The 13,460-nt window shown below is 57.8% G+C and carries 10 protein-coding genes and 1 pseudogene; 5 read left to right on the forward strand and 6 right to left on the reverse strand.

Annotated elements, in window-relative coordinates:
- Positions 1-15 precede the first annotated feature (15 nt).
- The gene (gene mpl / locus C2E16_RS18340) at positions 16-1,371 is read right to left on the reverse strand and encodes a UDP-N-acetylmuramate:L-alanyl-gamma-D-glutamyl-meso-diaminopimelate ligase (protein WP_084970346.1); all 1,356 of its coding nucleotides are present in this window, start codon (positions 1,369-1,371) and stop codon (positions 16-18) included.
- A gap of 169 nt (positions 1,372-1,540) precedes the next feature.
- Between mpl and fbp the strand changes: the two genes are divergently transcribed.
- The 3 genes from fbp to ppa all read left to right on the forward strand — a co-directional run bounded on the left by fbp (position 1,541) and on the right by ppa (position 3,782).
- A complete protein-coding gene (fbp, locus tag C2E16_RS18345; RefSeq protein ID WP_038623947.1) occupies positions 1,541-2,548 on the forward strand; it encodes a class 1 fructose-bisphosphatase in 1,008 nt (335 codons plus the stop codon).
- Positions 2,549-2,699: 151 nt separating this feature from the next.
- Positions 2,700-3,149 (forward strand): DUF441 domain-containing protein, encoded by a 450-nt coding sequence (locus tag C2E16_RS18350; RefSeq protein ID WP_038629860.1) that lies wholly within the window; start codon positions 2,700-2,702, stop codon positions 3,147-3,149.
- Positions 3,150-3,251: 102 nt separating this feature from the next.
- A complete protein-coding gene (gene ppa, locus C2E16_RS18355) occupies positions 3,252-3,782 on the forward strand; it encodes an inorganic diphosphatase (RefSeq protein WP_038623944.1) in 531 nt (176 codons plus the stop codon).
- Between the two features lie 63 nt (positions 3,783-3,845).
- Here the strand turns inward: ppa and C2E16_RS18360 are convergent, their stop codons facing one another.
- The 3 genes and pseudogenes from C2E16_RS18360 to tamA form a co-directional block, all read right to left on the reverse strand.
- On the reverse strand, positions 3,846-4,202 hold the full coding sequence (locus C2E16_RS18360) for a gamma-glutamylcyclotransferase family protein (protein ID WP_038623941.1): 357 nt from the start codon (positions 4,200-4,202) through the stop codon (positions 3,846-3,848).
- 2 nt (positions 4,203-4,204) lie between these two features.
- Positions 4,205-7,974 (reverse strand): annotated as a pseudogene (tamB, locus tag C2E16_RS18365) (autotransporter assembly complex protein TamB).
- On the reverse strand, positions 7,971-9,686 hold the full coding sequence (gene tamA / locus C2E16_RS18370; RefSeq protein ID WP_174705334.1) for an autotransporter assembly complex protein TamA: 1,716 nt from the start codon (positions 9,684-9,686) through the stop codon (positions 7,971-7,973). Before tamA ends, tamB begins: the two are co-directional and overlap by 4 nt.
- A 531-nt stretch (positions 9,687-10,217) precedes the next feature.
- Between tamA and C2E16_RS18375 the strand changes: the two genes are divergently transcribed.
- Positions 10,218-11,540, forward strand: coding sequence for a polyamine export protein PaeA (locus C2E16_RS18375; protein WP_038623935.1), 1,323 nt, complete (start codon positions 10,218-10,220; stop codon positions 11,538-11,540).
- 83 nt (positions 11,541-11,623) lie between these two features.
- Here C2E16_RS18375 and C2E16_RS18380 read toward each other — a convergent pair whose 3' ends face one another.
- Positions 11,624-11,830 carry a DUF1107 domain-containing protein gene (locus tag C2E16_RS18380; protein WP_038623933.1) on the reverse strand — a complete coding sequence of 69 codons (207 nt, stop codon included), beginning with the start codon at positions 11,828-11,830 and terminating at the stop codon, positions 11,624-11,626.
- A 319-nt stretch (positions 11,831-12,149) separates the two neighbouring features.
- Between C2E16_RS18380 and C2E16_RS18385 the strand changes: the two genes are divergently transcribed.
- Positions 12,150-12,704 (forward strand): YtfJ family protein, encoded by a 555-nt coding sequence (locus tag C2E16_RS18385; protein WP_038623931.1) that lies wholly within the window; start codon positions 12,150-12,152, stop codon positions 12,702-12,704.
- Position 12,705: 1 nt separating this feature from the next.
- Here C2E16_RS18385 and cysQ read toward each other — a convergent pair whose 3' ends face one another.
- On the reverse strand, positions 12,706-13,449 hold the full coding sequence (gene cysQ / locus C2E16_RS18390) for a 3'(2'),5'-bisphosphate nucleotidase CysQ (RefSeq protein WP_038623930.1): 744 nt from the start codon (positions 13,447-13,449) through the stop codon (positions 12,706-12,708).
- Positions 13,450-13,460: the final 11 nt, after the last annotated feature.

A 13,460-nucleotide genomic window follows, 5' to 3' on the forward strand; every position in this document is an offset into this window, starting at 1 on the left:
GTTGATAAACGCCGACTATTTGCCCAGACGATCCAACAGTTTCTGATGAATGCCGCCGAAACCGCCGTTGCTCATCACCAGAATGGTGTCGCCCGGATGCGCATGTTTGGCGATGGTTTCCACCAGCGTATCGATATCGGCGCTCCAGAACGCGGGCTGAATACAGGCGTCCGCCACTTCCGCCACCTGCCACGGAATATGATGCGGCTGATAGAGGAACACCTCGTCGGCGCGCCCCAGCGCGGGGGCTAAATCTTCTTTGCTGACGCCGAGCTTCATGGTGTTGGAGCGCGGCTCCAGTACGGCGAGGATGCGGGCGGTGCCGCCAACTTTGCTGCGCAGCGCCGCCAGCGTCGCCAGAATCGCCGTAGGATGGTGTGCGAAGTCATCGTACACCTTGATGCCGTTCGCTTCGCCGCGTAGCTCCAGACGGCGACGTGCATTGATAAATTCATCCAGCGCGCGTCCGGCGTCTTCCGGTTTCACGCCGACATGACGCGCCGCCGCAATCGCCATCAGGCCGTTATGCATGTTGTGCTCGCCCACCAGAGACCAGTTCACTTCCGCTACGCGCTCGCCGTCCAGCCAGGCTTCCCAGCGCGACGCGTCCGGCGTCAGCTTTTTCGCCTGCCAGCGGCCATGTTCGCCTACGGTCTCCTGCTCGCTCCAGCAGCCCATCGCCATGACCTGCTTCAGGTTGGCGTCATGCTCCGGCAGCAGAATTTTTCCCTGTCCCGGCACGATGCGCACCAGATGGTGGAACTGTTTCTGAATCGCGCGCAGATCGTCAAAGATATCCGCATGGTCGAATTCAAGGTTATTCAGGATCAGCGTGCGCGGGCAGTAGTGGACAAATTTAGAACGCTTGTCGAAAAAGGCGCAGTCATATTCATCCGCCTCGATAACGAAGAATGGGCTTTTTCCTAAAGTGGCGGAAACGGAGAAATTCCCCGGCACGCCGCCGATGACAAAGCCCGGTTCCAGCCCGCAGGCCTGTAAAATCCACGCTGTCATGCCGGCGGTGGTGGTTTTGCCATGGGTGCCGGCGACGGCGATCACCCAGCGGTCGCGCAGCACGAAATCATGCAGCCACTGCGGCCCGGACATATAGGGAATGTTGCGCTCCAGCACCGCTTCCACGCAGGCGTTGCCGCGCGTCATCGCGTTGCCGATGATCACCAGATCCGGCGCGGGCTCGAGCTGACTGGCGTCGTAACCCTGAATTAAATCAATACCTTGATTCTCCAGCAGCACGCTCATCGGCGGATAAACATTGGCATCGGAGCCGGTCACTTCATGGCCCATCGCCCGCGCCAGCATCGCCAGCCCGCCCATAAAGGTGCCACAGATACCAAGGATATGAATACGCATAAAAGGTCCGTTTACGAAAAAAGTTCGGAACACAGTGTAACGCCGAGCGACGCGGGAAGAAACGGATTTGGCCTATGGTCTTTGCGGTTCATTCGGCTAAACTGCCATGGCATACGTTGCAGCTTTGTACCCTATGCTGCTATTCCATCGTAGATTCAGGGATTGTGTTATGAAAACATTAGGCGAATTTATCGTCGAGAAGCAACACGACTTTCCGCATGCCACCGGTGAACTGACCGCGCTGATCTCCGCTATTAAGCTGGGCGCTAAAATTATCCACCGCGATATTAATAAAGCCGGTCTGGTTGATATTCTGGGCGCCAGCGGCGTGGAAAACGTTCAGGGCGAACAACAGATGAAGCTCGATCTGTTCGCCAACGAAAAGCTGAAGGCGGCGCTCAAAGCACGCGGCATCGTCGCCGGCATCGCCTCTGAAGAAGAAGACGAGATCGTCATCTTCGAAGGCGTGGAAAACGGTAAGTACGTGGTATTGATGGACCCGTTGGATGGCTCGTCCAACATCGACGTAAACGTTTCCGTCGGGACGATTTTCTCAATTTATCGCCGCGTAACGCCGCCAGGCACGCCGGTGACGGAAGCAGACTTTATGCAGCCGGGCAATAAGCAGGTCGCCGCCGGCTATGTGGTTTACGGCTCGTCAACCATGCTGGTCTACACTACCGGCTGCGGCGTGCACGCCTTCACCTACGATCCGTCGCTGGGCGTTTTCTGCCTGAGCCAGGAACGCATGACCTTCCCGGAGAAGGGCTACACCTACTCCATCAACGAAGGCAACTATATTCGTTTCCCGCAGGGCGTGAAGAAGTACATCAAGTTCTGTCAGGAAGAAGATAAAGCGACCCACCGCCCTTACACGTCGCGCTATATCGGCTCGCTGGTGGCGGATTTCCACCGTAACCTGCTGAAAGGCGGCATCTATCTCTACCCCAGCACCGCCAGCCACCCCAGCGGCAAGCTGCGCCTGCTGTACGAATGCAACCCGATGGCGTTTCTCGCCGAACAGGCGGGCGGCAAAGCGAGCGACGGTAAAAACCGCATTCTCGATTTGCAGCCGGAAGCGTTGCATCAGCGTAGCCCGTTCTTCGTCGGCAATGATGCGATGGTTGAGGATGTGGAGCGCTTTATGCGTGAATATCCAGACGATCATCAGTCCTGATGAGTATCAAGCCGCCTGCCTTCCGCAGGCGGTTTTTTTTGCCGGCATGCCCGCCGCGTCCCCGCCTCGTTATGCCACACGCGTCTCGCGCCTGTTTCAATCCGTTGTTATAGTGACGGCTTCCCTGTTTGGCTTGCATGCGGAGCGTGCGATGACGGCCTATGCGTCTGTTTTGATATTAGTTGTACTCGGCGGCCTCAGCCTGCTGGTCCATAACACGGCGGTGACGATCTCTATCGCCATTCTGCTGCTGCTTAAAGTGACGCCGCTTTCCCAATTTTTTCCGTACGTGGAGAAACAGGGGCTGACCCTGGGGATCATTATTTTAACGGTGGGCGTGATGGCGCCGCTGGCCAGCGGCTCGCTGCCGGCCAGTACGCTGCTGAAATCGTTTCTCGACTGGAAATCGCTGTTGGCGATCGTGGTGGGCATTGTGGTGTCCTGGCTGGGCGGCCGCGGCGTGGCGCTGATGAGCAGTCAACCGACCATCGTCGGCGGTTTGCTGATCGGCACGATTATCGGCGTTTCCCTGTTTCGCGGCGTGCCGGTGGGGCCGCTGATCGCCGCCGGCCTGGTTTCGCTGTTTATTTTCAATAAATAGCCGCGGCTGGAGCATTCCGAAAGCCGAAAAAGGGGGCATACTTTCATTGCCAGTTGGCTATAATAGCCGTCACTCAACTTATGACGAATGAAGGAAAGCGAGATGAGTTTGAACCAGGTTCCAGCCGGTAAAGACCTGCCAGAAGATATCTATGTCATCATCGAGATCCCGGCCAACGCCGATCCGATCAAATATGAAGTGGATAAAGAATCTGGCGCGCTGTTTGTTGACCGCTTTATGTCGACCGCTATGTTCTATCCGTGCAACTACGGCTACATCAACCACACCCTCTCCCTGGATGGCGATCCGGTTGACGTGCTGGTTCCGACCCCTTACCCGCTGCAGCCGGGTTCCGTGATCCGCTGCCGTCCGGTCGGCGTGCTGAAAATGACCGACGAATCTGGCGAAGACGCCAAGCTGGTTGCGGTACCGCACACTAAACTCTCTAAAGAGTATGATCACATCAAAGATGTGAACGACCTGCCGGAACTGCTGCGCGCGCAGATCACCCATTTCTTTGAACACTACAAAGATCTGGAAAAAGGCAAGTGGGTTAAAGTCGACGGCTGGGATAACGCAGAAGCGGCTAAAGAAGAGATCCGCACCTCTTTCGAGCGCGCGGCGAAGAAATAATTTGCCCGGTGAGTTCGCTCACTACGCTGATACAAAAACACCGCCCCACAAGGCGGTGTTTTTTTATTCCCCGGATGAAGCCTCATCCCGCCGCAGCCAGTCGCCGCTTGAGATGCGCGTCAGTCCTGCGACCGAACGTTGATACACATACATCCAGGCGCTGCCGTACGGCGTCTGAATCAGCTGGCGCTTGTATTCGCCGCCGCTGGTTCGAAGCGCGTCCAGTTCGCCCAACGTACTGGCGTCAATCCGGTAAACTTCCCCGTACACCGTGCCCTCGCCCGGCACGACGCCGGGATAGAGGCCCAGGTTGTAAAGGTCGTAGCCCTCAATCTGATGATCGCCGAGCCACTGCGCGTTTGTCATCCAGTGACTGTTTCCCTGTTTGCGCCGTAAACTGCCGTAGACAATTATTCGCATTGCTAAAACTCAAACTGATAGAGCAAATCGAGTGCCTGGTCGATGCCGGACACTGCTTCCAGATAGAGTTTGGGCATCAGGCGATAACGCAAGGTTAAAGTCGCCAGTGAATCAAAGATGCCAACCCCATATTTTACTTGTAGCCCCGGCAGTACGTAGCCGCTGACCTGCACCTGCTGGCTGTCGCCAACACCGGCAGTGTCAAGGGCGAGATTACTGACGCCGAAGGTCTCGCCGATTTTACCCACAACCTGACCACTTTGTGCAACCCCTAAACTCACCAAAGCTGAAGACAGGGCATTACTGTCGCCGTTGGTATCGAGTCCCTGACCGCGCAACAGATAAGAAAGCGCCTCCTGCTGCGACATCGCCGGATCGGAGAAAATCTCCGCTTTCGGCTCGTCCGCCAGGCCGGTCACGCGCAGACCGGCGGTGACGCCATCCTCGGTCGCCTCCGGGTTACGGATCGCTTCCAGGTTGACATACGGCTGGTCCGGCGGGCCGGCGAACTGCAACTCGCCTTTGCGCACCACCAGATCCTGTCCATAGGCGTGGAAGCGGCCGGATGGAATGTTGATCTGGCCGTTCAGCCCCAGACCGCGCTTATCCTGCACCAGCTTCAGATCGCCGTTCAGCTTCGCCTTCAGGCCGAACGCGCTGAGACGCACATCGTCGCCGACGTGAATAATCAGGTTGCTGTTGATGGGAATCGCCGCCGTTTGCGGTGCGACCGGCTTGAGGTTTTCATCCAGCAGCACTTCATCGGAAGAGACGCCGGTTGCGCTCTCCGGCACCTCCTGTACGATAATGCGCGCCCAGGGCACATCGACGCGGCCATCGAGATTGAACGCGACGGGCGAGGCTTCAAAGGTGAGATCCGGCGACACGTCCATGCGCACCATCGGCGGCACGGTAACCCGCACGCGATCGCCGCGCGCGGCGATGCGGGCGCGCCAGTTATCCAGCTGGCTCCAGTCCGCGTCGCCATTGAGATTGATCTGCCCGTGCGCCGTCTGGATCAGTCCTTCCAGCGTGGAGCGCATGCCGTTAAACACCATATTGAGATTGGCGCTGTTCAAATCGACCGGCATAAAGCTGCCGTCGATATCCACGTCGCGCAGCCCCAGCTGACCATAGACCTGCGGACGTTGCAGGTCGCCCCCCAGCCGCAGGTTGCTGCTGAGTATGCCCGCCACTTTTTCGCCGCGCATCAGCGCCGGATTCAGCAGCGCCAGCGAAATGTTATTGATGTTGATATTGCCCGACAGAGTACGACGTTTCTGCGGATCGCCGATCTGCACTTTACCGTCGAACTGGCCGTTGTTGGCGATGCGCAGCAGCCAGTCCAGCTCGGCGCGGCCGTCGCGCATGCCAGCGTTAAGGTTCAGCGTATCGAAAGCGATCGGCAGCGCGTTGCCCTGCACATCCTGCGTCACCTTCACGCCGCGTCCCTTCAGCGCCACGCGTCCGGTCGGCAGCGAGCCGTCGCTGCGCCAGCTGACGTCGGCGTCGCCGCTGAACAGGCCCACCAGCTGCGTTTCATCAGGCAGGAAAGGCCGCACCATCGCCAGGTCGAAACGGTTCAACTCGACGCGCGCATGGCCTTCCGGCCCCGCCTCGATCGGCTGCGGCACGCAGAGCTGCGCGTTCGGGTTGCGCCAGCAGTGCGCGCCGATGGTGGCGGTCTGGCGAGCGTTCAGGTAGTCGATGGACATGGCGCGCGTCAGACGCCATTCGCCGACCGGCGTATCGAAGACGGTGTTGTTCAGCGTGCCCTGCCAGCGCTGCTGCTGACGATCGAAGCTGCCGTTCAGCATCAGCTGGCCGGAAACCGGCTCGCCGTTCACCTGAAGCTTCAGCTGATGCTTTTTCTCATCGCCGTCGGCATCCAGCGTCAGGCGACTGATGGTCAGTGAGGCCTGCTTCAGCTGATCAACGCGCAGCGCCAGCTTGCCCGCCACGCGATCGCTGGATCGCACGTCGCCTTCCAGCCGGACGCGGGCGATGTTCAGTTCCTGCCAGCGCAGGCCGGTGGCGGTGAGATCCGCCAGCAGCTCCGGCGCCTGCAGCGTGCCGCGCGCTTTGATGATGCCTTTCGCCACGCCGCCAAGACCGGGCAGCGCATTGTCCAGGTGCGGCGCGTCGATCGTGGCGTCCAGATTCAACGCGTCGCCCAGTTCGCCCTTCACGTTCAGGTTGTTGCGGCCCAGCACCAGCTTGATGCCGGGAATATTCCACTGGTTATAACTATTGCCGTACAGGGTGCCGTCGGCGGAAACTGCGTTCTGCTTCACCTTGCCGCGCAGCTGCAGTTCCGGCACGCGCATCTGCCAGCTGCCGCCGTAGACACTGCCGCGGGTGGTGACTTTGCCGTCCAGCGTGGCGGGCCAGTCGGGATACTGCTGCGCGGTATTGATGCCGGAGAGAGTCAGTTCGCTGCGCCAGCTGATCGCTTTACTCCAGTCCACCACGCCGCTGAGATCGGCATGGCCCTTCAGTGCCGAAAGACGCAGCTTATCCAGGCTGAACTGCTCAACGTTGCCCTTGCCGTCCAGCGTCAGCCCGGCTGGCGGGATCGCCTCGCCCTTCAGCGCGGCGCGCAGCGACATCACATAATCGGTCGCCTTGCCGCTAAAGCTGAAGTCCAGATTATCGGCCTGATACTGCGTCGCGCCGGTCAGCGGCCAGCGCAGCTGCGGGCTGGTCAGCTTCAGCTGCAACGGCAGCCCGGCGGTCGCCAGTTCGGTTTGGCCGCTCAGCTGCGCATCGAGCGGGCCGGACAGGTTGAGCGCCAGCTGAAGCTGCTGACGCATCGCGCCGCCCAGCGTCATTTTAATCTTCTCCCCTTCAGCGGCTCCACCTTGAGCGCGCCGTTCAGGGTGAAATCGACCGGCCAGTTATCCGCCAGCCGCGCCTCTCCGTTGGCTTTTACCTGTCCCTGCGGCGAATCGATATCCAACGTTTGCAGCTGCAGCAGACGATCCTGCGTTTTCGCTTTCAGCAGCAGCCGGTTCACCGCCAGATCGGTATCGCCGGTGAGACGCAGCTGCTCGCCGACAATTTCCTGTACCTCGATATCGAGCGGCAGGCGGAAATCGGGCATTGAGGGCAGCAGCGGCTGGTCAAACATCGCCTTCAGCGTTTCGCCCAGCGGTTTTTCCTGCGGCTGAGGCTGCTGAATCTTCGGCTGCACCACCTGCTCATTGGCGACCTTCGCCGCTTTCGGCAGCGCCACCAGCAGGCTCTGAATATGCGTCGGGGTAAGCGTCAGCGCACGCTCCTGCCAGTGCAGTCCGCTGGTGAAATCCAGCAGCGAAATGGCAGTGTCGTCAACTTTAACGTTAATATTGTGTAGGCTGAGATGGCGCAGCGTAATCGGATAAGGCGTGCTGATCTCGCCTGAGCCGCTTTCCTCTTCCGGCGGCGGTTCGCCAGCGGGCGTCATCTTGCTGCTGTCGACCACGACATTGACATCCTTCAACCCCAGATCGTTGACGCAGAAGGCGGAGTTTTTCAAACAGCCCAGCTGCACCGCCAGATGAAATTCGCCCGCGCTGACCGTCACGCCCGGCATCTCATACTGCACGTCTTTGAGCGTCAGGTTGCGCCAGCCGCCGTCCACCTGTTTGATAGAGAACCCTGGCACCCAGCGCGCCGCGCCGTTCAGCAGCAGATGCAGACCGGGCGTGGTGCCCACCAGAAACAGCACGCCGCCCAACAGCACCGCTAAAAAGATCAGAATCCCGATCAGGACCTTTTTCCATAGCTTCATAGTTCAGGCCCCAGTCCGATGTAAAACTGCAATCCGTGTTCCTCTTTATCGCCGATGGGCCGCGCCAGATCGAACTTGATCGGCCCCACGGGCGACTGCCAACGGACGCCGATGCCAGCGCCGGTTTTGAAGTTGCTCTGCTTAATATCGTTAACCGCCTCGCCGGAGTCGACGAACACCGCGCCCCACCACTTGCCGGTCACGTTGTACTGATACTCCAGCGATCCGGTCGCCAGCTTAGAGGCGCCGGTCAGCTTGCCGTCCTCGTCGCGCGGCGAGATGCCTTTGTATTTATAGCCGCGAATACTGCGGTCGCCGCCGGCGAAGAAGCGCAGGTCGGGCGGCACTTTTTCGAAATCGTTGGTTTCGATCCAACCAAGATTGCCGCGCGCGACAAAGCGGTGCCGCTCGGCCAGCGTGCGGATCCAGACGTTTTGCGCCTGCAAGACGAGGAAATCGACGTCGGAGCCCCAGGTGGTGTCGGAGATATCAACGGAGTAGCGCTGCGAATCGCCCCATGACGGCATCAGGCCGCCGCGCGATCGGGTGCGGTTAACGCTGACGCCGGGATAGATCAGCATGGTGGTGTTGGTGACGTTGGCCTGGGTAAAGTGGTCCAGGCTCCAGCGCAGGTTGACCGCTTTTTGCCAGCCGGTGCTGTTATCCCAGTAGCGCGACAGCGCCAGCGTGGTGGTGTCCGCTTTAGTGTCGTTGAGGTCGGTGCGCTTCAGGCCGCCCTGCACCAGATAATATTGTTCCAGCGGATTTTTCAGCAGCGGCACCTTATAGCTGAAATCAAGCTGCTGCTCCGGGGCGGAGATATTAGCGCTGGTGGTCAGGCTGTGGCCGCGCGAGTTGACCCAGGGTTTGCGCCAGGTGGTTTTCAGGCGCGGGCCGACATCCGTAGAGTAGCCAATACCGGTTTCAATGGTGTTTTCCGTGCGCGGCGATACTACGCCGCTGAGCGGCAGTACTTTATCCGGCGTGGTTTTGTCGAATTCCGGCGCCACCACTACCGAGTTGAACCAGCCGGTAGCCGACAGGCGGCGGTTCAGCTCCGCCAGATCGCGCGAGCTGTAGTAGTCGCCTTTTTTAAACGGCACCAGATGTTGCAGATATTCTTCGCGGATTTGCGAACCTTCGAACGTCACATCGCCGAAGCGGTAGCGCTTGCCGCTGTCGTAATCGAGATCCCAGTAAGCTTCGCGTCGCTCCACCGACACCCCAAGCTGGCTTTTCTTAAAATCGCCGTCAAAGTAACCGTTGCGCAGCGCCAGGTTGGTAAAGCCGCTTTTGAAGCTGTCATACTTGCCATGGTTGAGGATAGTGCCGTTTTTGGGCCTTCCCTCTTTTACCCACTGTTGATAATCGGCGTCGTTGCGCGCATCGCCGCGCAGGATAATGGTGCTGCCGGCGATTTTCACCGGTTCGCCGGGCGCCACCCGCGCGATCAGCACCGGCCTGCCGCCCCGCGCAGGCGCCGGACGGCTCTCAAAATCGATATCAGGCTCGTAGTAGCCCAGCGCGCGCAGTCCTTCTTCTATCGCTTTTTTTACGCGCGCGCGAAAACGTCCGTCCGCCGTGACCTCATCGGTATCAATGGTGGAAAGCCTCGCCCGGACGTTTTTCTGTAGCTCCCCGTTTAACCCTTCAAGCTGTAAGCGGATATTGGCTGCCTGAGCGGCAGGCGCGGCAATCAGCAAACAGGTCATGTAACAGACATGAATTCGTGGCACGCTTACTCCTGTTAATGCTGCCAAATCCCCATATTTTTTAGGGACAAATAACATCGCCAACCCACAAGCGCTTATGTCGACGTCAAGTTTGTCTAACAGCATAGCTGTATGCCTGACGCACCGGCCGCGTGGACGCCAGGATAAAAAATGCTGTTAATGCAAATTTCGCACGTATTGTCCGCAAACCCGCGCTGCGTTACAACCGGGAATGCTTATTCTGTGCGCATCGGTAGTGGAAAGCCTTATTTTCTCAGACGCAACCTGGCCGCTTGTTTTTTGCGCGCCGCGCCGCTGCAACAGCGCTGGCGGGCGCTATAGCGCTACTGCTATAATCGACGGCAGCCTTTACAACAGCTTTTGTCATTCCTTTCTGCCCCGACCCTGCGTGTCGAACCGGCGCAGACATTTTTGGCACGGATAGCTCAGCATAACCGTAAGGTCCGGCGATACCGCTTCGCGCGCTGCCCAGGCCAAAAATGACAAGTATCAAAAACCAATGGACTCTATATGTTAGATAGCTTGCTTGTCATACTCGTGTTGATTGCGGTCAGCGCCTTTTTTTCACTTTCGGAAATATCGCTGGCGGCCGCGCGTAAAATCAAACTCAAACTGCTGGCCGATGAAGGCAATATCAACGCGCAGCGCGTGCTGAAAATGCAGGAAACGCCGGGCATGTTCTTTACCGTCGTGCAAATCGGCCTGAACGCCGTCGCCATCCTCGGCGGTATCGTCGGCGACTCCGCTTTCTCCCCGTCGTTTCGCAACCTGTTCGATGGGCTGGTTTCTGCGGAGCTGGCCGATCAGCTGAGCTTTATCTGCTCGTTTACCCTGGTGACCAGCCTGTTTATTCTGTTCGCCGACCTGACGCCCAAACGAATCGGGATGATTGCGCCGGAAGCGATCGCGCTGCGCATTATCAATCCGATGCGTTTCTGTCTGCTGCTGTTCCGCCCGATGGTGTGGTTTTTCAACGGCATGGCCAACATGATTTTCCGCCTGTTTAAAATCCCGATGGTGCGTAAAGACGATATCACCTCCGATGATATTTATGCGGTGGTGGAAGCGGGCGCGCTGGCCGGGGTGTTGCGCAAGCAGGAACATGAGCTGATCGAGAACGTGTTTGAACTGGAATCGCGCACCGTTCCCTCTTCCATGACCTCGCGTGAAAATGTCATCTGGTTCGATCTGCATGAAGATGAAAACAGCCTGAAGACGAAAATCGCCCTTCATCCGCATTCAAAATTTCTGGTCTGCAACGGCGATATCGACCATATCGTCGGCTATGTCGATTCCAAAGAGTTGCTGCTGCGCGTGCTGGGCAATCAGAGTATGGCCCTGAACAGCGGCGTGCAGATTCGCTCCGCGCTGATCGTGCCTGATACCCTGACGCTTTCTGAGGCGCTGGAAAGCTTCAAAACCGCTGGCGAAGATTTCGCCGTGATCATGAACGAGTATGCGCTGGTGGTGGGCATCATTACCCTTAACGACGTGATGACCACGTTGATGGGCGATCTGGTCGGCCAGGGGCTGGAAGAACAGATTGTCGCACGCGACGAGAACTCATGGCTGGTTGAAGGCGGCACGCCGATTGACGATGTCATGCGCGTACTGGATATCAATGAGTTTCCGCAGTCGGGCAACTATGAAACCATCGGCGGCTTTATGATGTATATGCTGCGTAAAATCCCGAAACGCACCGATTTCGTCAAGTTCGCCGGCTATAAGTTCGAAGTGGTGGATATTGACAGCTACCGTATCGATCAGCTGCTGGTGACGCGTATTGATGAGCGTCCGGCAACCCTGACAATCAGTAAAGAAACGGAAGAGTAACAGAGAAAGCTTAGCGGGGAGGCGGTCAGACGTTTTCGGACCGCCTTACAGCATCAGGGCGCGATTGCCGCGCCCCGGTATCATCACTGATACTCAGCCTGCAGTCGAAGCACCTGACGGTTCACTTCCGACATCACGCTATAGTGCTGCTTATCCTTTACGCGCGGTACGAGAATCTTGCCTTTATCAAACTCGAACGCGCCCACATCCTTGATATAAATCCTTCCTTTAAACAATGTTTTAACGTATTTAGCGATCTGGAAAGGATTATAACGCTGAAAAATCTTCATCTTACTTTCAACTCCTGAAAAATTAATACGCTTCGCCGTTGCCAAAATCGGTACGCGCCCATGAAGCGTCAAATGCCGATAAACTATAGAACATCATCCGTTTCCTGTGTTCCTAAAATTAAAGTTTTTTACTGAACTGACACATCATTACAGGAGACTCTGTTATCACTGCCTTTTAACGCAGTATAAACGCTCTGCCGACAGCAATTTGTGCAGTCCGCCGCAAAGCTGGCAGGCCGGCGAGACAGCAGCATCATGGCTGCTTATTATTTCAGAAACATGACCAAGTGGTCCGATCACCTGCTGAAAGGAAAAAATAATGACTCGCGTCTCGTTTGCCCTTGTATTGAGCCTGTTGTTGCCTGTAACCGGCAGCGCCCACGATTTTATTAACGGCCAACGCGTTGCGCCGGTAGGCATCAGTGATAAAGGAGAACTTAACTATCAACAGGATTCGTTCAGCTATCGCACCTGGAACAGCGCCCAGCTCATCGGCAAGGTACGGGTCTTGCAGCACATCGCCGGACGCTCATCGGCGAAAGAGAAAAACGCAGCGCTGATCGAAGCGATCAAGCAGGCGAAGCTGCCGCACGATCGCTACCAGACCACCACCATTATCAATACGGACGACGCCATTCCCGGAACCGGTATGTTCGTGCGCAGCAGTATTGAGAACAATAAAAAGCAGTATCCGTGGTCGCAGTTTATCGTCGACAGCGACGGCGTCGCCAAACGCGCCTGGCAGCTGGAGAAAGGCGGCTCTGCGGTGGTGGTGCTGGATAAGGATGGGCGGGTGCGCTTTGTTAAAGATGGCGCGCTGACGCAGGAGGAGGTGCAACAGGTGATCGCCCTGTTGCACCAGCTGCTTAACTAGTTCAGAAGATGGAGACGCGAAAGCCTGGGTTAAGGAAAGATTCGCGCGGCGCGTAGTCCAGCGGGCGCCCTTTCCAGTCGTGGACGTGCGCGCCGGCGGCGATCGCCACCGCATGTCCCGCGCCGGTATCCCAGATATTGGTCGGCCCAAAGCGCGGATAGAGCTGCGCTTTGCCTTCCGCCACCAGGCAGAACTTCAGAGAGGAGCCGATAGAGATAGTTTGATGCTCTCCCAGCTGCTTCAGATACTCTTCCAGCTCGTCCCCGTCGCGGTGGGAGCGGCTGACCACCACCAGCGGCGGCCGGGCGTCACGGATCTTAATCTGCGTTTTCTGCCCTGCCTCTTCTTTCCATGCCTTTCCATCAGCCGCCGAATACATCACCCCCAATACCGGCGCATAGACCACGCCCATCACCGGCTTACCCTGTTCAATCAGGGCAATATTGACGGTGAACTCCCCGTTGCGCTTAATAAATTCTTTGGTGCCGTCCAGCGGATCGACTAACCAGTAGCGCTGCCAGTGCTGACGCACTTCCCAGCTCTGCGGATCTTCTTCTGAGAGCAGCGGCGTTTCCGGCGTCAGTTGTTGCAGGCCGCGCATAATAACGTTGTGCGCCGCCATATCGGCGGCGGTCACTGGCGAATCGTCAGATTTGTGAGAAACGTCGAGCGGAGCCTCGCCATTGTAGACCTTCATAATGGCGTCGCCCGCTTCGCGCGCCAGTTGGCAAATTTGCTCTAACATTTTCCACCTCT

The organism is Mixta calida (assembly GCF_002953215.1).
Classification (GTDB): Bacteria; Pseudomonadota; Gammaproteobacteria; order Enterobacterales; family Enterobacteriaceae; genus Mixta; species Mixta calida.